Source organism: Microcoleus sp. (assembly GCF_041354475.1).
Taxonomy (GTDB): domain Bacteria; phylum Cyanobacteriota; class Cyanobacteriia; order Cyanobacteriales; family Microcoleaceae; genus Microcoleus.
This window is the reverse complement of the sequence record NZ_JBGJZU010000078.1, coordinates 1-20,468: the sequence shown is the minus strand read 5'-3', so window position 1 is coordinate 20,468 and position 20,468 is coordinate 1. Positions and strand designations below refer to the sequence as shown.

The 20,468-nt window shown below is 44.9% G+C and carries 15 protein-coding genes, 1 tRNA gene and 1 pseudogene; 7 read left to right on the top strand and 10 right to left on the bottom strand.

The features are described from left to right. Positions 1-94 precede the first annotated feature (94 nt). Positions 95-259 (bottom strand): annotated as a pseudogene (locus ACBR23_RS23085) (CP12 domain-containing protein); the annotation flags it as partial. Positions 260-269: 10 nt separating this feature from the next. After that, entirely contained in the window at positions 270-1,484 is a 1,215-nt protein-coding gene (locus ACBR23_RS23080; RefSeq protein ID WP_371120519.1) for an RNA-guided endonuclease InsQ/TnpB family protein, read from the bottom strand. 327 nt (positions 1,485-1,811) lie between these two features. On the opposite strand from ACBR23_RS23080, the gene glpX reads away from it, so the two are divergent. The 3 genes from glpX (at position 1,812) to ACBR23_RS23065 (ending at position 7,721) form a co-directional block, all read left to right on the top strand. Beyond that, entirely contained in the window at positions 1,812-2,849 is a 1,038-nt protein-coding gene (glpX, locus tag ACBR23_RS23075) for a class II fructose-bisphosphatase (RefSeq protein WP_341737849.1), read from the top strand. Between the two features lie 201 nt (positions 2,850-3,050). Beyond that, on the top strand, positions 3,051-4,343 hold the full coding sequence (locus tag ACBR23_RS23070; RefSeq protein WP_371115233.1) for a glutamyl-tRNA reductase: 1,293 nt from the start codon (positions 3,051-3,053) through the stop codon (positions 4,341-4,343). A 372-nt stretch (positions 4,344-4,715) separates the two neighbouring features. Beyond that, the gene (locus ACBR23_RS23065) at positions 4,716-7,721 is read left to right on the top strand and encodes a UPF0182 family protein (RefSeq protein ID WP_371120525.1); all 3,006 of its coding nucleotides are present in this window, start codon (positions 4,716-4,718) and stop codon (positions 7,719-7,721) included. A gap of 13 nt (positions 7,722-7,734) precedes the next feature. On the opposite strand, the gene ACBR23_RS23060 is transcribed toward ACBR23_RS23065, so the two are convergent. The 4 genes from ACBR23_RS23060 to ACBR23_RS23045 all read right to left on the bottom strand — a co-directional run bounded on the left by ACBR23_RS23060 (position 7,735) and on the right by ACBR23_RS23045 (position 11,919). Continuing rightward, on the bottom strand, positions 7,735-8,286 hold the full coding sequence (locus tag ACBR23_RS23060; RefSeq protein ID WP_371115234.1) for a hypothetical protein: 552 nt from the start codon (positions 8,284-8,286) through the stop codon (positions 7,735-7,737). Between the two features lie 244 nt (positions 8,287-8,530). Next, positions 8,531-9,481, bottom strand: a complete 951-nt coding sequence (locus ACBR23_RS23055; protein ID WP_341737852.1) for a PIN domain-containing protein — start codon at positions 9,479-9,481, stop codon at positions 8,531-8,533. Between the two features lie 241 nt (positions 9,482-9,722). Then, a complete protein-coding gene (locus ACBR23_RS23050; protein ID WP_371120524.1) occupies positions 9,723-11,255 on the bottom strand; it encodes a site-2 protease family protein in 1,533 nt (510 codons plus the stop codon). Between the two features lie 590 nt (positions 11,256-11,845). Beyond that, positions 11,846-11,919 (bottom strand) — tRNA-Arg (locus ACBR23_RS23045). 297 nt (positions 11,920-12,216) lie between these two features. Between ACBR23_RS23045 and ACBR23_RS23040 the strand changes: the two genes are divergently transcribed. The 3 genes from ACBR23_RS23040 to ACBR23_RS23030 all read left to right on the top strand — a co-directional run bounded on the left by ACBR23_RS23040 (position 12,217) and on the right by ACBR23_RS23030 (position 15,496). Further along, positions 12,217-12,891, top strand: coding sequence for an Npun_F0813 family protein (locus ACBR23_RS23040; protein WP_341737853.1), 675 nt, complete (start codon positions 12,217-12,219; stop codon positions 12,889-12,891). 389 nt (positions 12,892-13,280) lie between these two features. Then, entirely contained in the window at positions 13,281-14,345 is a 1,065-nt protein-coding gene (locus ACBR23_RS23035; protein ID WP_341737854.1) for a hypothetical protein, read from the top strand. Between the two features lie 158 nt (positions 14,346-14,503). Beyond that, the gene (locus ACBR23_RS23030) at positions 14,504-15,496 is read left to right on the top strand and encodes a hypothetical protein (RefSeq protein WP_341737855.1); all 993 of its coding nucleotides are present in this window, start codon (positions 14,504-14,506) and stop codon (positions 15,494-15,496) included. A 15-nt stretch (positions 15,497-15,511) separates the two neighbouring features. On the opposite strand, the gene ACBR23_RS23025 is transcribed toward ACBR23_RS23030, so the two are convergent. The 3 genes from ACBR23_RS23025 to ACBR23_RS23015 form a co-directional block, all read right to left on the bottom strand. Then, positions 15,512-15,769, bottom strand: a complete 258-nt coding sequence (locus ACBR23_RS23025; RefSeq protein WP_341737856.1) for a LapA family protein — start codon at positions 15,767-15,769, stop codon at positions 15,512-15,514. 493 nt (positions 15,770-16,262) lie between these two features. Further along, positions 16,263-17,696, bottom strand: coding sequence for a phosphoglucomutase/phosphomannomutase family protein (locus tag ACBR23_RS23020; protein WP_341737857.1), 1,434 nt, complete (start codon positions 17,694-17,696; stop codon positions 16,263-16,265). Between the two features lie 379 nt (positions 17,697-18,075). After that, a complete protein-coding gene (locus ACBR23_RS23015) occupies positions 18,076-18,468 on the bottom strand; it encodes a DUF423 domain-containing protein (RefSeq protein WP_371115235.1) in 393 nt (130 codons plus the stop codon). Between the two features lie 194 nt (positions 18,469-18,662). Between ACBR23_RS23015 and ACBR23_RS23010 the strand changes: the two genes are divergently transcribed. Beyond that, complete coding sequence (locus tag ACBR23_RS23010; RefSeq protein WP_371120518.1) at positions 18,663-20,300, top strand: thioredoxin-like domain-containing protein; 1,638 nt, start codon at positions 18,663-18,665, stop codon at positions 20,298-20,300. 5 nt (positions 20,301-20,305) lie between these two features. Here ACBR23_RS23010 and ACBR23_RS23005 read toward each other — a convergent pair. Then, a partial coding sequence (locus ACBR23_RS23005) for a zinc ribbon domain-containing protein (RefSeq protein ID WP_371120523.1) occupies positions 20,306-20,468 on the bottom strand: 163 nt, incomplete at its 5' end.

The following is a 20,468-nucleotide window of genomic DNA, read 5'->3' as shown; positions in this document are numbered from 1 at the left end:
ATCGCGACTTACGCAGGGATAGCCAAAAACCGGGTTTGATGGACAAAAATACACCAATTACAGCCCGGTAAACAACTTAATCGCTAGCTAGGTACTAGCTCTCGTACATCCGAGCTTCAGCCGCGTCTGGATTCTCCTCGCAATACTCGTCAAAAGCCGTTTTGTCCAGCTTCTGCGATCGGATGCGCGTATTAGCAAACAACCGAGCCACATATTCCACGCCCAAGTTAGGATTCACCGTAATGCACGGCTTGTTGACATACCCCTGCCTAAAGGCGAGGGGATTCTTGATTCGCAGGGATTCCAATGAATTTACCCTCAGCAAGCATCTTGACCGTATGCCCTACGGCTGCAAGTCCTCTAATTAGAACTACTTGAGCGGCTGCAACATCTCTGTCCGTTGTATAGCCGCAGTCCGAGCATGAATGAGTACGCTCATCAAGCTGTTTTTTTCCTGTCTCTGCTAGACAATTGGGGCAAACTTGACTCGTCTTATGAGCGCTTACCTTTTGAAAGTACACGCCATATTTCCAACAAGTTTGCTCTAGGATTGTGAAGAACTGACCCCAGCTTGCGTCTAAGCAGTGTTTCCCTAGCATCGCCCTAGACAGCCCAATCAGATTCAGATCCTCAACGAAAATCATTCCCACATTTTGGCAGATTTGATGAGATAATTTACGATGCCAATCTTTCCGACTGTTAGCAACGTATTCATGCAGTTTGGCGACTTTGTTTTGAGCTTTACGCCAATTGTTAGAACCTAGTTTTTTACGACAGACACGTTGTTGCAGCAATTTAAGCTTGCGTTCTGCGTCTTTAAAAAATCTTTGGCGCTTGACTAAAAGACCGTTAGAAGTTGCTAGAAAATTAGTTAGTCCCACATCAATTCCGATACCTTCACCGTGGGGCATTAGATTGGGTACTGAAACGTCCCATTGTAGGGTTAAGATCACGTACCAACCGCTAACCCTACGGACTATCCTTGCTTGCTTAATCGTTGCACCATCAGGGATAGGACGTGATTGATGAAACTTAACCAAACCAATCTTAGGAAGCTTCACCGCTTGATTTTGGACGGGGTTAACCCCCAATTGTGGGAACACAAACGATCGCATTGTTCCTGCTTTCTTAAAGCGGGGGAAACCGTGTTTTTGTTCCCACATACTCACAAACGCTTTTTCAAGCCTTTTCAGTGTTTGCTGTAGGACGTGTACTTGGACGGCAGCCAAAGTGGGTATGTTTGCCCTAGCCGTAGTTAAATTTTTGCACTGGCTTGCATAAGTTGGTCGTTTTGTTTCGGCCCGAATGATGAACTCAGATCGGATAGAGCAAGCGTTAATTCGACAACTACGAGACTCAAACCAATGTTTACGCTCTGCCAATGCGTAGTTGTATACGCGACGGCATTGTTCTAGCCAATCTTCAAAGATTGCTATTTGTCCTGCCGTTGGTTTGAGTTTGAATTCGTAGACTAAATGAAACATTTGCTCTATCCTCCTACCTGATTCTACCACAACCATGAGCAAACGTTGAAACGCTTTTTCAAGAAGTCTAATTAAAGCCGTCCTAAAAGGACGGGGCTTGCACCCAAATTTTCGGTCAATCCGATCGCCCCAGATGGCTCAGGTTTTGCCACTCTCTCCCACTCTCCTGTGGATAAATTTCCCACTGTCGGGTCTGTAAGAAGCAAAAGTTAACACAAACTAACTCAAGACTTACGCTCGCACAGATCCCCGCCTCTGATAAACTTGATTGCTGGGAGTGCAAAAAAAGCACAAGGCACGCAGGACTCAGTTGGGAGGATATAGTTCGTGGACAATGCAATCGGTTTAGAGATTATCGAAGTAGTAGAGCAGGCAGCCATCGCCTCAGCTCGATTGATGGGCAAAGGCGAGAAAGATGAAGCCGACAGAGTGGCTGTAGAAGCCATGCGCGAGCGGATGAACAAAATTCATATGCGCGGTCGCATCGTGATCGGTGAAGGGGAACGCGACGACGCACCCATGCTTTATATCGGCGAGCAAGTGGGTATTTGTACCCGCGAAGATGCTAAAGATGTCTGCAACATAGATGAATTAATCGAGATTGACATCGCTGTTGACCCCTGCGAAGGTACTAACCTAGTGGCTTACGGTCAAAACGGTTCCATGGCAGTTTTAGCAATCTCCGAAAAAGGTGGTTTGTTTGCTGCTCCCGATTTCTACATGAACAAATTAGCTGCTCCTGCGGCTGCCAAAAATCATGTAGATATTCGTAAGACACCAACCCAAAACCTCAAAATTATCTCTGATTGTCTCGGCCGCAGTGTTGAGGATTTGGTGGTAGTGGTGATGGACCGCCCCCGGCACAAAGATTTAATTAATGAAATTCGGCAAGCGGGTGCAAGAGTTCGACTGATCAGCGACGGCGACGTCTCAGCAGCAATTTCTTGCGCGTTTTCTGGTTCTAATATCCACGCACTTATGGGTATTGGTGCAGCACCGGAAGGTGTGATTTCAGCAGCAGCAATGCGCTGTTTGGGCGGTCACTTCCAAGGGCAGTTGATTTACGATCCGGCGGTTGTAAAAACTGGTTTGATCGGTGAAAGTAAAGAGAGCAATATCGCTCGACTTAAAGAAATGGGCATCACAGACCCAGACAAGATTTACAATGCTGAAGAATTGGCATCGGGGGAAACAGTTCTGTTTGCAGCTTGCGGAATTACTCCCGGAACGCTGATGGATGGAGTTCGCTTCTTTGGTGGCGGCGCTCGTACTGAAAGTTTGGTAATTTCTTCTCAGTCCAAGACTGCTCGGTTTGTGGATACAATCCATATGTTTGACCAGCCGAAATCTCTGCAATTAAATTAGTCATTAATTAACAGTTAACTGTTGGCTTTTGCCTGTGGACTGTTGGCTGTTAACTTTTGAGTGTTAATAGCCAACATTAAGCTGTTGGGTTGTTGACAGTTGAGTGTTGACAGTCACCAGTTATTAGCAATTAAGGATAAACTAAACACTAATGACAGGTGACTGTTGACCAGTAAAAAAAAATAGTGACAAATCACAGATATGAATATTGCAGTTGTAGGTCTTAGCCACAAAACAGCGCCGGTTGAAGTTCGTGAAAAACTGAGCATTCCAGAACAGAAGATTGAAGGGGCTATAGCCCAATTGCGTAGCTACCCACATATTCAAGAGGTTGCTATTCTCAGCACTTGCAACCGCTTAGAAATTTATATTGTTACCACCGAGTCGGAACCTGGTGTGCGGGAAGTTACTCAATTCCTTTCAGAATTCAGTAAAGTTCCTTTACAGTCTTTGCGACCTCACCTGTTCATCTTACTGCACGAAGATGCGGTAATGCACCTCATGCGAGTTGCTTCTGGCCTTGACAGTTTGGTTCTGGGAGAAGGGCAAATTTTGGCTCAGGTGAAACAAACTCACAAACTCGCTCAGCAGTATAAAGGTGTCGGTCGAATTTTGGAGCGCTTGCTCAAGCAAGCCATGACAGCAGGGAAACGTGTTCGCACAGAAACCAGTATTGGTACCGGTGCGGTTTCCATTTCTTCGGCGGCGGCGGAACTGGCTCAACTCAAAGGTCAGCATTTAGCAACCAGCCGGATTGCGATTATCGGTGCTGGTAAAATGTCCCGACTTTTGGTGCAGCATTTGCTTTCCAAAGGAGCTAGCCATATTGCGATCGTCAATCGATCGCTCCGTGGTGCCCAGGAATTAGCCAACCTGTTTAAAGATGCCGAATTACATTTATATCAGCTTTCGGAAATGATGTCGGTAATTGCCAGTTCCGACTTGGTTTTTACCAGCACCGCTGCTACAGATCCGCTCTTAAATAAAGCTAAATTAGCAACTGTCTTAGAACCCGATCGCCCTTTGATGTTAGTGGACATTTCTGTCCCCCGCAACGTCGATTCTGATGTAAAAGAACTGACCAATGTCAAGTCGTTTAATGTAGACGACTTAAAAGCTGTGGTAGCTCAAAATCACGAAACCCGCCGCAAAATGGCAATGGAAGCTGAGGGCATACTCGAACAAGAAGTAGCAGCTTTTGATGTTTGGTGGCGCAGCCTGGAAACTGTTCCGACTATTAGCTGTTTGCGAGATAAGATAGAATTGATTCGGGAACAAGAGTTAGAAAAAGCTTTATCGCGTTTAGGTTCAGAGTTTTCCGAGAAACATCAAGATGTGATTGAATCTTTAACAAGAGGGATTGTGAATAAAATTTTACACGATCCAATGGTGCAATTACGCGCTCAGCAAGATATTGAGGCACGGCGACAAGCAATGCAGACTTTGCAAACACTGTTTAATTTGGATGTGGATGTCAATCAGCAGTATAGCTAGTTGATTTTTTGCCCTAATTCCCAGGCTCTGCCTGGGGATTATTTCACTCTGGTTTTGATGCTTATTTTTTTTGAATTAAAATAAAAAAAATCGTCATTTTTTTAAGCTTAAACGCTTGACTTTCCCAAAGTCATAACCTATTATTAGATAATGGGAGTGGTGGCAATTTTTTTATTTTTGCCAGCACTCCCATTATCTAAAATATACCATAAAAAAAACGCCGAAGTCAATAGCTAATCCTTATTTTTTAGAGAAAATTTGCGCTCTATACTTAGTGAAAAAATAAAAAAAGGAAAGAAAAAATAAAAAAAGGAAATTTTTAACCGCAGATGAACTGCGGCAGATATTGATAGTGGCGAGAAGTTGAAGATGATGACTTTGAACAGGCGAATTTATCAAATAATTCTACTGATTGCGGGGCTAGGGCTGGTGATGGAGTTAGTTACCCGCCTGGTAGCAGAAATTCTGTGGTTTCAGGAAGTTGGATATCTTCAGGTTTTGCTGTTGAGGCTGAAAACTCAAGGGTTGCTGGGGGTAATTCCCACTGCTATTTCTGCTGTTTTTTTGATGGGGAATTTAGCTTTAGCCCGCCGCCTCAAGCATCCCACTCAGGAAACCAAGTCGCTGAATTCGGGGGCGTTATTTGCTTCCGTAAATCTCACAAAAACGGTGCAGAATAATCAATTATCTCTGTCTAAACCTCCACAGGCATTTCCCTGGTTGCTGTTGTGCTTATTCGGATTGAGCGCGATCGCAGGTTTGATGGTAATTCATTGCGGGCGGTTAGCAGCAGCTAGCCTCGCCGATTTCAGTATAGCCAGCGCAGTGCCTGCCGGGCCAATTAATTTGGGATTTGACTCCATCGGGCAGCTCTGTGTGCAGTTATTTTCTCATTTGTGGCAGTTGGGCTTACTGCTGGGACTGATGTTAGCCATGACTATTAAGCCGGATTTTTGGCTGCGGGCGATCGCCATTTTTCTCAGTTTGGCGATCGGCATAATTAGCGCCAGTCGCTGGACAAAAGTCTTGCTCTATTTCCACCCCATTAACTTTAACATCACTGAGCCTATTTTTAATCAAGATCTTAGCTTTTATGTATTTATTCTGCCCATATTAGAATTGTGTGCCTTCTCACTGACTGTTGTACTTTTGTATAGTTTAGTATCTAGCACTTTCACCTATTTACTATCCCCAAACAGCTTGAGTCAAGGAAGATTTTTGAGGTTTTCGCGATCGCAGCAGCGACACTTGTATGGCTTAGGCTCACTTTTGATGCTAGCCATCGCCTTCCTCTATGGGCTAGCTCGTTACGAATTGCTGTACTCGCGGGGAGACGTTACTTACGGGGCTAATTATGCTGATGTCACAGTGCGACTGCCCTCCTATGGATTTGCCAGTGTTATGGCGATCGCTATCGCAATTTTTATGCTCTGGCCAGTCGGTAAATTAAAAATTAAAAGTAACAGCTTTAAATCCATTGTCCTTAGTTTGGTTATAAGCTGTTTATCCTTAATTTATTTACTGCCAGTAATCGTCCAATTTTTAATTGTCAACCCCAACGAAATAGCCAAAGAAAGACCATATATTCAGAGAAGTATTACCTTTACTCAACAAGCATTCGACCTCAATAAAATCGAAATAAAAACTTTCGATCCAGAAGGTAAATTAAGCTATACAGACTTGGAAAAAAATCAGCTTACCATCAGCAATATCCGCCTGTGGGACAAACTGCCACTACTGCAAACCAACCGACAGTTGCAACAAATTAGACCTTATTATAAATTCTTAGATGCTGATATCGATCGCTACACAGTTAAAAACCCAAAAATCCAAAAACAAGATGCCGACAGCCAACAAGTCATTCTCGCCGCTAGAGAATTAGACTACACAGCAGTTACTCCCGAAGCTCAAACTTGGGTTAACGAACACCTGGTATACACTCACGGTTATGGCTTTACTCTTTCTCCCGTCAATACTATCGGTGCCGGCGGTTTACCAGATTATTTTGTCAAAGATATTGGAGTTGAAGCGACAGGGGACACGGCTTTAGACATCACTAGCGATCGCCTTCGAGCCAGTATACCCATCGGGCACCCCCGCATTTATTACGGCGAAGTCACCGATACCGACGTGATGGCACCTACCAAAGTTAAAGAATTCGACTACCCCAGCGGTGAAGACAATGTTTACAATACATACAGTGGTAAAGGCGGAATTGCCATAGACTCTCTGTGGAGACGCTGGTTATTTGCTAATTATCTCAAAAATTGGCAAATAGCTTTCACCCGCAACTTTACACCAAAAACTAAGTTGTTGTACCGCCGAAACATTAACAAAAGAGTACGGGCTATTGCTCCTTTTTTGCGCTACGATTCAGACCCCTACTTAGTAGTAGTCAACCCCCAGATTGGTTCAAGTAATTTACGAGAACAAGCACCCAAGAAAACAACCAAAAATATCCAGTCTTCCCCCTCGCTCAATCAGAATTATCCCAACTACCTTTACTGGATTGTCGATGCCTACACTACCAGCGATCGTTATCCCTATTCCGATCCCGGAAAAAATGAATTTAACTATATCCGCAACTCGGTAAAAATAGTCATTGATGCCTACAACGGCTCTGTAGACTTCTACGTTACCAACCCCTCAGACCCGATAGTCAACAGTTGGATGGCTATTTTTCCAGGACTCTTCAAACCTCTTGACAAAATGCCTCCGGCTCTCCGCAAACATCTCAGATACCCAGCAGATTTATTGAGCGTTCAATCCGAACGCTTGTTAACCTATCACATGGAAGACCCTCAAGTATTTTACAATCGAGAGGATTTATGGCGAATTCCCAATGAAATTTACGGCAGCCAACAGCAACCAGTAGCACCCTATTATCTAATTACGAAACTGCCCACAGAAAAATCAGAAGAATTTATTTTGTTACTACCCTTTACCCCGGTCGGTAGGAACAATTTAATTGCTTGGATTGCGGGGCGATCCGATGAGGGCGATTACGGAAAATTGCTACTGTACCAATTTCCCAAACAGCGATTAGTTTATGGTCCAGAACAAATAGAAGCTTTAATCAACCAAGAGCCAGTTATTTCCGAACAAATATCTCTGTGGAATCGCCAAGGTTCAAAAGCAATTCAAGGAAATTTATTAGTAATTCCCATCGAACAATCTTTACTGTACGTGGAACCTCTATACTTAGAAGCCGAGCGCAATAGTTTGCCCACTTTAGTAAGAGTCATTGTTGCCTACGAAAACCGCATTGTCATGGCAGAAAATCTGGACGCAGCGCTGAAAGCACTATTTCAGCCTCAAGCTATCAATAAACCCGCCATCGTCCGTCCTGTAGAAGGAGCAACACCGGCTTTAAACTAATACTATTAGCAGTTTAATTCAAATTCTCTTGAGGAGCAGCCTTGATATCCTGCCACCAAACATAGACATAGGGCCATATCAATTTTTCATCTCCAACAGCATCTACTTTCACTGTCACTTCATAACGGCCAATATGCGTGAGTTCCCCAAGTTTGCCATTCCACTGTAACCGATCGGGATTATCAGTGCGAATTTCTACCCTTTGATTCAAAAGTGGCAGCATCTGCTGGGAAGAACCATAAAACGGATTTTTGCCTTTCAGGATATAGCCACCAATCAAAAATAAATACATTAAAGCCATAAAAAATAGCGTACACAAACCCAGAATTAACAGTATTTTTTGTGGCGAAAAACGGCTATAAATACTGGTAATTCCTAGAATAAGAGTTACGAAAAATAAAAAACTTGGCAGCACCAGGGAATCTTCCAGAAACACCATACCAAACAAGATCGCCACTAACTGACAAACCAATAATCCACTCGCCCTAGTCCACAGATTTAGCAACGATGAAGACAGCAGCCAATATATTACTGTAGTAAGTGCTGTACCAAGAGCAATCATCATTCCTATTACCCAAACCGGTACCGCATAATCGTACTCTCTGAAGGGAAGAAGAATAAAAAATATTACAGCACATACAAAGCCAGCGGAAACTAATCCCAATCCACTTAATATATCATTCCACTTGAGCATTATTGAAACATCACTACATCTAGCCTGCATCTACGGTCAAAAAATCTCACTTTACGCAACTCTCCTATCGGTGATTGAGTGGGTGCTTAACTATTTGCTGCGGTCAGGATATGATTTACCGAGGATCGATCGACCTCACAAATTGCTGCAACGGCTTTGGTAGGGCTGGAACAAAAGTCTTTCTAAAACCTTTAACATCAAACACCCGCCACAAAATACCCACCGCTACCATCAAGAAAAATAAGGCTCCCAAAAAATTGATCGTGTTAGAAATAAAACTGTCACCCTTTTTTTTGGGAGCAGTAATGTGTTTCATGCGATAGACAGCCGGCGCCATTTCTCTCGGTTCCTCCCGACTGCGAGGCGGCTTTCTCGGACGCGAACTGGAAGTAAGATTTTCAGTAAAAGGCGTTTTATTCGTTTTAACATAACTGCTAGCCGACTTCATTTCAAAATTGCTGCGCGTCCCCGTTAATTTACTAGCTGAAGACCCAGCTTGGTTGATACTATTTTCCTCAATTCTACTGCGGCTCCGCTGATTTGATTTGCGTTCGGCAAGGGTTCGCATCAAACTTTGTAATTGTTGAGTTGCCGCCGCTGGACGTTCCCCCTTCCTGGCCCAATTTAACATCATGGCCCCGGTAATGCCACAGAGATTTGTACTTCCTACAGAAGCTATTCGTTTGAGTAGAGGCTGGGTGTTGGAAACAAACACTACGAGTGCGTCTGGGTGTTCCTGAGCTAAACCGTAAACGCACTGAGCCGTTGCAACGACTAGCATTGCTTGTGTGCTTTGATTTTTAATCGAAGGTTCTAGGGATCTGTGCGTTTCTTGAGCATCAGTTACAATCCAGCCACTGTCTGCAAAAAAGCGCATAAACTCCCTAGCTACTTGCTCTTGAGATTTTTCTACTGCTTTCCCTGTCAAATAATCTATTTCGTCATATACTACTTCCGGGAGATAGCAACTTCCCACTTTGGCATATTCTTGCCACACTTGGGTTCTGCCAGCCATCAAAACATCTGCATCAAAAGTTACCAATACAGGAGGAAGTTGATTAGCCATAACTTTACCCTAGATGCTTAGATAAGTGATTTTTACTCGATACATTAAGTTTAAACCAATTGTGAGATTTTCCATTAGTTGATACTCCCCACTGATGAATCAGGGGGATTCTTGACTAAGACCACAAAGGGACTTTCAAAGGCGTTATCAAAGCACCTCTACTGACTCCCGTGAACTACGCACCAAGCTTGTTTAATTGCCCAGTCTTTACCTTGTATTGGGATTTTAAGTTGAACTTGACCTAGTTGCCAATACCTAAACGCCCAGCTAAAGCTGGAGTCCACGGCAAAAGTATAGCAATCATCAGAAACAAAGCCAACAAACCCAATGCTGCGCGAGCGTCGTCAGGTTCAGTTAGCTCGTTGAGGGATGGCCGCTCTAAATTCCGCTGTAAAATCAGAATCACCAGCGCCCAATACAGGGCTAAAGGATTAACTAAAGAAGCGATCGCTAATACCCCAAAAGTCACCAAAGTCGCGCGATTAGCAGTTTTCCTGCCGTAGATTGCTTGGACGATTCTACCGCCATCCAACTGTCCGGCTGGCATCAAATTAATCGCTGTAATCACCAAGCCCAACCAACCGATAACCACCAGAGGATGAACGTCCACAAGCTGCTGCTGCAAAGCGGAACCCAAAACCACTTTTGCCAAAGTTCCTACTAAAACCGAACCCTTAAAGAATTCTGCGGGAATTTGAAACAAACTGCCGGGGTGAGAAAGTAGCAAACCGACTGCCAGCATCAATAGAGCAACTATTCCCCCGGCTGCTTCCCCCGCCATGGAGATGTCAAATAGCACTTTGCGGTTAGGTAGCAGGGACTCAAAACGATCGATCGCCCCAAAAGAACCTATTTGCCAAGTTGGTATAAAAAATGGCCAACTCAAGTTAATCTGATACCGATTTGCTACGACTCGGCGAGCAATTTCACGAGAGCCTAAAACCGCCCAAATTCCTGCTGCAATGGGTAAAACTTCTGGGTATCTCGCTGGCGAACTAAAGAAGTCAAAACCCCGGAGCAATCCACTGGTTTCTAATGTAGTAGCAATTGTTGCTACGAGCAGCACCACTGCTAGGATTTTTTGAGATAGGGTACTTGGCTGGGGGTCGTTGTCGCTGGGTAGGACGATAACTACCGGTTTGTCGTCTTGATTTTCTACTAAAAACAGTCGGTAGCGCGAACCCAGTCTGGCTTGTAAACTTGCCGACAACCGCGAGTGTACTTGTTCTGGATCTCCCCGCAGATTCCCTTTTAAAATCAACCCGTCTTGATAGGGAATTGTTTCTGTGGCAAAGAAAGTATCGATGCCAAAGATACCTTGAATTGCTTTTAAGTCTTCGGCGGGAACCGGAATGATTTCTAATGGATTAGTGTTGGGGGATGAGGTTACAGTTTTAACTGGTTGTGTGGGGAGGTCCGGCGGGGACTCTGGGGCCAAATTGCCATCGTTGACCGACTTTTGTTCCCTAGCATCGGGAGTATCAGCGCGCGATCGTAACACTCTATCTCCCGCAGCCGATCGCAGTTCCCTGCCCAGATAAATGTACAATCCGGTTGATACTGCTAGCATCAACAATACCGCCACTAGATTTAGGTAAATGCCAGCAGAGAACAAACCAAAAAACAACAGCCAGGGAGTCATCAGCACTACTGACTGCAACCAAGCTAAAATCCCTAGTTTGCCTTCTTGTTTGGCGCGATAAAAACCCCTACCTAGGATTCCTACAGCAACTAATAGTAGGACAATAGTTGCCGTATTTTCCGATGTCATCATTGTTTCCATTCCTGTGGCTGGCGCTAATAGTATTAAATTTGGGGGAATATAAAATAAAGTTGCTGCGAACATATCCAAGTGTTTCATTCAATAACTAGCCAGATCAATAAGGATAACCTCAGAAGGGCACTCGCCGGACAACCTGTTTCTGCTATCTTCAGTTCAGTTGATTTAACTATTGACAATTAAACTTTTTTATGGTATTGCCATCGAAAAATTGTCCCATGATGGTCGATCGGGGTCCACCGATGGGGAATTAGGGGTTGGGTTCCGGCCGTCGCAGAATTTCCAGAGCCGGCCGACTTGCTCAATCAGTTGAAGGCGCGACGCAAAAAGTCTAAGGCTGACTTGACCGACGTGGAGATGTTCTTAGAAATACTTGGCTTGGAGAGTTAACCTGTGTCTACCGACAGGATGCCGGGATACTACCTGACCCAGATAGGCGGTGTTTCGCATTTGTTGTGCGAAACAAAATGCGAAACAAATGCGAAACAAATGCACAACAAACGCACAACAAATAAGGTTTGAGCCGCTCTCTACTTTTAGGCAAAGAACGGCTCAAAGCATTGCTGTGTAAAGGTTTTAGTTAATGGGTACGGCAGGACTCGAACCTGCGACTCGCTGCTTAGAAGGCAGCTACTCTATCCACCTGAGTTACGCACCCAAATCAAAAAAACAGAAATTTAGCTAGAATTTGGCTAACAGGAGTATTGTATCGTGACAGTGTGCGATCGGGCAAGTAAACATTTCATAAAAGTCTGAAAAGACCGCCAAGCCAATAGCATGATAGTTAATTTACAATAAAAGCCGATCGCAGGACAAGAACTGAGGTAAGGTGTAGAGATGAGTTGGAATGCAGCTCAAAAACAACCGATCCAAATCGTCCACCAATAGAAATACTGGTCACAGACTATTATCAAGCACAGCACCTCGGCCATGACAGGAGTCAAATCGCAGTGTCATGTTTATTCTGAAACGGCAGGATGTTGAAATCACCAATTTTCAACACCCAAAACGGGATCAGCAAATCCCTATTCTCAATTATCAGGGGCAGACGTTCCGCCTAATCAGCGCTTTCAACGGCAAACAAGCTGAAGACGCTAGAGCCTTGTGGCGGGACTTAACCGACAACAAAGGCAAAGCCTGCGTTCTGCTGGAAGAGCCGGATAGATATAGCGTCTGGGGAAAAGTTCGTCTAGACCAGCTTGTCGCTGAAGAAGCGACAGGTAATGACGCAGCAAAACCACCCCTGTTCGCACAGGGTTGTTTACTGCTTCTCCAAGCTGTTTACTTTGATGTAGAAGACCTCCTAGGGGCAAGGCAAGCCACATCGTTTCAGAAAGATATCGCCAAGGTATTTCAACAGGGAAACTTCCCCCAGGCAGACTCCCCTGATGCGATCAAAAATTGGCTCACCGTTAGCCCCTTAAAAGGTCTGAAGCTACCCCCTTGGCAAGAGCAGCATCTTAAGACATTGTTACAAGAGCTGCACCGCTTGGGGAAATCATATTTTGGCAATACCGACTTTGCTGAGGGAGTGAGGGACGTGCTGGAAGATATGCCAACACAGGAGCGCAATCAGTTTATCGATTGGCTCAAACAATCCGCCCTCAACAAATTGTGGATCGCAGGCTAAAAATTTTAGACAATTGCTTAGACAATTGGGAAATACTGAAGACCGGGATCTAAATGCGGCAAAAAATATCGAAGGATGGTTTGCGGGAATTTTGATTCCGATTCCTTCGGAGCGAACGGCAAGCTCTGCCGAGATTGCTTGTGGAGTAGACTAATTTCTCTTGAGTCATCTGGAGACTACAAAGCAAGAAGTAAACAGCAAGCCTGTTCAGTTAACCCTGTTAAGGATTTGCATAGGTTTTACAGAGCAGCTTAGACAATTGCAGTGTAGGCGGTAGGCGATATGTAGCTGGGATTGCCAACTTGTATTTGCGACCAAATTGTTAATTCGGTTTGGCTGCCACCTACTCTCTGGCAATTGAACTGCTAGTTAGGTCTTTTGGAATCCCTATGAGTAGCACTTCAGAAAAGTCATCTACATCTCCATCTTTATTGTCAGCTCAGACCCTAGTCATTCTAGGCATTGTCTGGGCTGTTATGGCGCTGCTGTTTTTTTTACTGTTCAGCGTTCCCCCCTCTCAAGAAGAGGGCTTGCCTCTTTGGTACTCGATCGGCACCTATGTTTTTGAATGCGGGGCCTACCTCGGAGCAGCAATAGTTTGTTTTAGAAACTGGAAAAGTCCTCACATGGCTAGCGGACGCAACGTCTGGCTGGGCATTGGTTTGGGGATGCTGTTCTACTTTATCGCAGGGGTGCTATTTGGCATTTGGGAGCTTTATTTTGAGGTCAGCCCCGATGTGTCCCCAGCAGATGCCTTCTATCTAGGCAGCTACGTGGTACTAATTGGCGGCATGGTGATAGCTGTTACCTCCAAACGGCTGAATCTAGAAATTTGGCAATGGGGTTTGTTATCGGCAATAGCTGCCTTGGGTATTGTGATAGCTATCTGGGTGGCAGCACCTGACTCTTGGAGAGCACAGCTAGGACTCGCACCAGCATCGACTCAGGAAGTAGTGACAGAAACTGCACCTGACTCAACTAAGTCAACAGCGAAAGCTCCTGCTTTGAAAAACTCGTCTACGTCACAGGCTAAAGGAGCGACATCCTCTGTGGCTAAGTCGGCACCAGAGGAGACAGAAGCAGCAGAAACTAAAGCTCCGGGATGGGTGATGGCACTAGACAAGCAACTGTCACCCTATGCCTATGCCATCAATCTGTTTTACATTGTGGGGGACGTTTTTCTACTGATTATTGCCACAGCATTGCTGCTGGCATTTTGGGGAGGACGTTTTTCTCAATCTTGGCGGATGATTGCTGCTGCAACTTTTTCGCTGTACATCGCAGATATGTACTTTAAATGGCGTGATACTCAGGCTGAGGGTAGTTATCAAAGTGGCAGTTTGCTGGAAGTATTTTTTGTTTTCAGCGCCATCTTGTTCGGCATAGGAGCTGTCCTAGAACATGATATCTCAACCCGTTCTCGCCAAAGCAGGCGCAGTAGGCGGGCTGCTTAAGGATTTGATATTTGAGGATTGTTGGCAAACTTTTTGGATACAAAAGCTTTGTAGCCGTGGCCAACATTTCTCAGATTCAAATTAACCAACAACCGAAATTCAGAGTTGGTTGACCTTTAGCCTGCCCTTGAACAAGTCTTTTTGCTGGAAAACTTGGCATGACGCCCACTAAACTCTCCGATTCAGATAAACGCGAAATCATCAGGCTGTACCGACAGTCGGACGAGAATACTATCACTCTGGCAAAGCACTACGGGGTCAGCAGTTCTACAGTCAGACGCATCCTTCAGAGTGCTTTGTCTGAGCGGGAATACGAATCTTTAGTCCAGCAAAAACAAAAGCGTTTACCCGATCGCCCAATTATTTCTCAAGATACCCCAATGAAAGTGGACTCGTCCTCCTCTGTAAGTGACTCCTATCCTTTATCTCCAAGTGTTGCCCCATCAATACCCACCAATTTGAGACAGAGAATCCCACAGCCCTCTTTATCAGCCTCCTCCCCAGTTGCTGAGATCGCGGAGCAAGGTCATCTTTACTCAGATGTGGATGTTGCTGGCGCATCGGAAGTCAGGCACCAGAATCGTGTCGATCGCAGTGACTACGTGGATCTGACTGGGGAATTAAAGGTAATAGTGCCAGCAGAAGGACTTCTCGGAGGTGAAGATTTTAGGGATTTCGACGAGGATGAGGATGATTTAGATGAGGATGATTTAGATGATGATTTAGATGACTTCGATGGTGAGGATGTCGATGAGGATGACTCTCTGTTAGAAGCAAGTTTGCTGGGTTTGCGATCGTCCGGTGACTTTCTCCAGCTTCGGGGAAACACCCTGATTCAAATTTTACCTTTTAGCCTCGCGCCTCTTCCCAAAATTTGTTATTTGGTAGTCGATCGATCTGGGGAATTAATCACTAGACCCTTGAAAGCTTTTGGCGAACTGGGTCAAATTCCTCCCCAAGAATTTCGCGAGAAAACTTTGTCCGTTTTTGACAACCACCGAGTAGCTAGGCGATTTGCTACTCGCCATCAAAGAGTTTTTAAGATTCCTGATGGCAAGATGCTACAAAAAACAGCACCTTATTTGCAAGCTAAGGGAATTACGAGGCTGTTAATTGACGGTCAGGTTTACTGCTTAGTTGAGCCTTTATAATTCGATCCCAAGTTATCAGATATCTTCCTCTAGTTCGGCTCTGTCAGTAACTGGTTCTGAAGCCGAAAGCATCCATAGCGGTTGGAGAATTGCACCTCCTAGGAGTCCCACACTCAGGCTGATAGCTAAGACTACTCCTACGGGCATTGGTATGGATTGGAACAAGGTAAAGTTTAGGGATACTGGGGTGGCGTTTTGGACTGAGATAATACCGATCGCGCTGACCAAAATTGCTAGTAAAAAACTAATGGCGATTAAAGGAATTGTTTTCATATAACGGTTGATATCGTTTCCGGTTGCATGGAAATTATTTAACCACAGAGAACGCAGAGAACACAGAGGGAGATCGGAGAGATGAATACAGGACGATGCTACCGGATTGGATATGACAAATTTATAATTAAGCTAATACACTTGCTTTATAATCGAAATCTGTGTCAAATTTTTATTTTTGCCCCTATTAAATTACTAAATAATATACCACAAGAGATTCGGAAAAGTCAAGGGAATATCCGAAATTTTGAGGTTGATTTTTGTAGAAAAACTGGTTTATGCTTCAATATCTCAGACCAGAGAGCGACGTTTTTTCAAATAAACCGGGTTTTTTGTCTCTAGGACTGTTTGTAAAAAACCCGGTTTCTAGTACCCCATGCGTAAGTCCTCAATTAGTAAAGTGTGTAGCACACCTTGCAGCTATAGTTATTACCTAAATCCTCTCGTTCTCAAACCCCAGGGGTAAGGGGTCTGGGTTGAAAGAAATTGAAGTTTAAACAGGTTCTAACTCAGAAATTACCTGTTTCATGTGGGCGGCGATTTTGGCTTCTTTTTCCACAGAATTTGTTTCCATGTAAACGCGCATCAACGGTTCAGTCCCCGAAGGTCTCAAAAGTATCCAGCCACCATCTTCAAGATAGAGTTTAATTCCGTCTTTGCGGCCGATTTCCTTGACGCCAATACCAGCTACTTCCGAGGGTGGGTTATTAGTGAAAAAGGCTAAAACGGCTGCTTTGTGGGCATCATCGAGGTGCAAGTCAAGACGTTGGTTGTACAAGGGGCCGTCGGCTTCGCGGATGGCTTCTTCCACTAGCTGAGAAAGGGGTTTTCCTTCGTAGGCGATCGCCTCTGCGACCAGCATATCAGCCAAAATCCCATCTTTTTCGGGGATGTGCCCCAACACGCTCAAACCGCCGGATTCTTCGCCGCCGATGAGTACCGCTGTTTCTCGCATTTTTTGGCCGATATATTTAAAACCCACGGCGGTTTCGTAGATTTTTAAACCGTACTTGGCGGCCATATTGTCTAGCAAGTGGGTAGTGGCGACGGTACGGACGATCGCCCCTGTTAGGCCTTTATTTTTCACCAAGTGACGCGCTAGCAGCAACAGGACAGTATTTGGAGTCAAGACATTGCCTAACTCGTCCACAATCCCAAAGCGATCGCTATCGCCATCTGTGGCCAAGCCCAAATCCGCGGCATCTTTCTTAACAGCTTCTACTAACTCAACCAACTGTTCGCCCTTGGGTTCCGGCATTCCGCCGCCAAACAGCACGTCGCGGTAGGTGTGAAAACTTTCTAAATCACAGCCGCAGTGTTCCAAAACCTCGTCTAGATAGCCACGAGAAGTCGAATAGAGGGCATCGTACTTGACTTTTAATTTAGCCGATCGAATCCGTTCTACATCGATCGAGGTATACAGAAACTTGAGATATTCGGGTTTGGGATCGAAACTTGAAATTTTATCGTTGTGGCTGCCTTTGGCTGGGGCATCAGACGCACCAGCAATATTTGCCACAATTGTATCGGTAATTTCCGGGGTGGCCGGGCCTGCGTAGTCGGGGATGTATTTGATGCCGCAGTAAGGTGCGGGGTTGTGTGAAGCCGTGAACATCAGGGCTCCGGCGGAGTTTAAGTGCTTGGCGCTGTAGGCAATAACTGGTGTGGGGCAATCGCGATCGACCAGTTTCACTGTCCACCCCAAATCTGCCAGTACCTCCGATGCAGTGCGGGCAAACTCGTCTGCCAGAAAGCGGGTATCGTATGATACTAGCACTGGGCGGTCTTTGGTGTAAGCGGTTTCGAGATAACTGGCGATCGCCCGCGTCACTTTACGCACGTTAGCAAAAGTAAAGTCATGGGCAATCAGTCCCCGCCACCCGTCTGTTCCGAACTTGATTTCCGTTGAATTGCTGGTACTGCTCATGTTCGCCACTCCTTTTGATTTTATCTGTAATTAATCGTACTAGAAGGCTATGCTATCGAGGCCGATCGCCCGTGTACTTTTCCTACCCAGCGAGTACCTAGCTACTATAAGCTGCTACGCATCCTTATTTTCGATCGCCTCGGAAAGATGGCATCTGGACGCACGGGGGTGAAAAACCCGGTTGCTTCCTCAATATTTATCAAAAAAACGACTATTTTGGGAAGAAACCAGATTTTGTGCATCCAGGACTATTTAACAAACTTGCAACTATTTCTCGATCGCACAAATCTGATTTAAATTAATAATTTAAGTTTTTCTTTATAATAGTAGAGTCGCAAATATGTTATGAGGATAATGGGGAATTGGGAATGGCAATTCTCTATTTAAAATTCCAAGCGGCAATTGCTAAACATCCCCAACCGATAAGATAAGCAACTCCTCCCAAGGGAGTAATTGCGCCCAGTAATTTGATGTTAGTTAGACTGAGGGCGTACAAACTGCCTGAAAAGATTACTGTACCGACAATAAAAGCCCATCCAGAAACTGCAAGAAAGGTTTGAGATGCCTCGGCACGGCTCAAGATTAATGCCACCAGTAATAAAGCCAGCGCGTGATACATTTGATAGCGGGAACCTGTCTCAAAAATTTCTAAAGATCGATCGCTTAACTTGTCTTTTAAAGCGTGAGAGGCAAAAGCGCCACCAGCGACGGATAAACCTCCAAATAGGGCTGCGGTGGCGAGGAAGATGCGCGTTAAGATTAGTGATGACATAATTCAATCAAAAATTGCTGTTTATTTAATTTTAGGGTGCTGTGGGGATGGTCGATCGGGAAATCAGGTAAACCACGGAGTTTCCAGGACTAGGAGTGCTTCCAGGGGTGTTTGAGGGGCTTTTCCCCCATCATCCCAAAATTCTGGCTAAATTAAAGAAGTGTAAAAACTACTGCACTACCAAGGAGATATCTATGCCTCGCGTCAGAGCACCAGAATTCCCGACGAATTACCCATGGTTAAACACCGACAAACCCCTCTCCCTCGAATCCCTCAAAGGCCGCGTCGTCATCCTTGACTTCTGGACATACTGCTGCATCAATTGCTTGCACGTCCTCCCCGACTTAAAATATCTGGAACAAAAATACCCTGATTCCCTCACAGTTATCGGCGTTCATTCTGCCAAATTTGATAATGAAAAGGAAGTGGAAAATATCCGCCAAGCTATCCTCCGCTACGATATTGAACATCCCGTAATTGTAGACAGCGAGATGACAATTTGGCAGAATTATGCTGTGCGTGCTTGGCCGACTTTAATGGTAATCGATCCAGAAAGTTATGTCATCGGTTACGTTTCTGGTGAAGGTAATAGAGCAGCACTTGATGAGTTAGTTGGCAAATTAATTGAGGAATACAAAGAGAAAAATGCCATCAACTTTGAATCCCTCAGTTTCAGCTTAGAAAAACAGCGCAAACCTCTGTCCACACCTCTGGCTTTTCCTGGTAAAGTGCTGGCATTTGCAATTACGGCAACTGAGGCAAAACAGCTTCATCAACATGAGGCTCTTTTGGGAGAAATGACGGAGGATAGTGAATGTCTAGACGAAATTATAGAACCAGGACCTGCGAATTCTGTCATACAAAGCTTAGTCGGTTCTTGCTTGTTTATTGCCGATTCAGGACACCATAGGATTGTGGTCAGCACCATCGAAGGTGAAGTTCTGCACGTCATCGGTACTGGGAAACCGGGTTTAACTGATGGTAACTTTGAAGAAGCTGAGTTTTTTGCTCCCCAAGGAATGGCTTTTGATGCAGAAAGTCAGATTCTTTATGTTGCTGATACGGAAAATCACGCTCTCAGAACAATTGATTTTACTACTGGTCAAGTCCAAACTATTGCTGGTAACGGTGAACAAAGTCACGAAATTGTACCGCAGAGTGGTAAGGCTTTAGAAATAAAGTTGAATTCGCCTTGGGATTTGGAAAGAGTTGGACATAGGCTGTTTATTGCAATGGCGGGCTCGCACCAAATTTGGGAAATGAATTTAGATACGGGAATTATTGGTACTTATGCGGGTAATGGGCGAGAATCCTGTGTTGATGGGAATCTGGCAGAATCTGCTTTTTCTCAGCCCAGTGGGCTGGCTACGGATCGATTGGAGTTGTTTGTTGCTGATAGCGAAATTAGTTCGATTAGGGCGATCGGCATTGATGAAAATCCACAAGTGCGAACTGTCTGTGGTAGTGGTGACTTGTTTGGTTTTGGCGATCTAGATGGTCGTGCTGATGAGGTAAGATTGCAGCACTGTTTGGGTGTGGAATACGCTCAAAATTATCTTTGGATTGCTGATACTTACAATCACAAAATTAAGCGCATAGACCACCGGAGCGGAATATGCAGAACTATGATAGGAGATGGTACTGCCGGTCATGTTGATGGTCAAGGTATCAGTGTTCGCTTGTTTGAACCTTCAGGATTAAGTGCGATCGGACCTCATTTGTTTATTGCTGATACAAATAATCATGCTATTCGTTTAGTTGAGTTAAATACTCTGGAAGTAAAAACTTTGGATTTCCCAGGTTTGTGTGCTCCTGATGTTTGTGTTCCCTGACGGTGTTACGCTGTACAACCCTGGACAAACAGGGCATACGCGATAGCAATACTCTCACTATTGATAGAGAGAGCAAAGGAGCCGTCCCTCAAAGCTCGAATCATAATGTTTCGAGCGCCGCCCCAATCTCGGTCGTGTTCGTGACCGCAGTTGGGGCATTTAAATGTT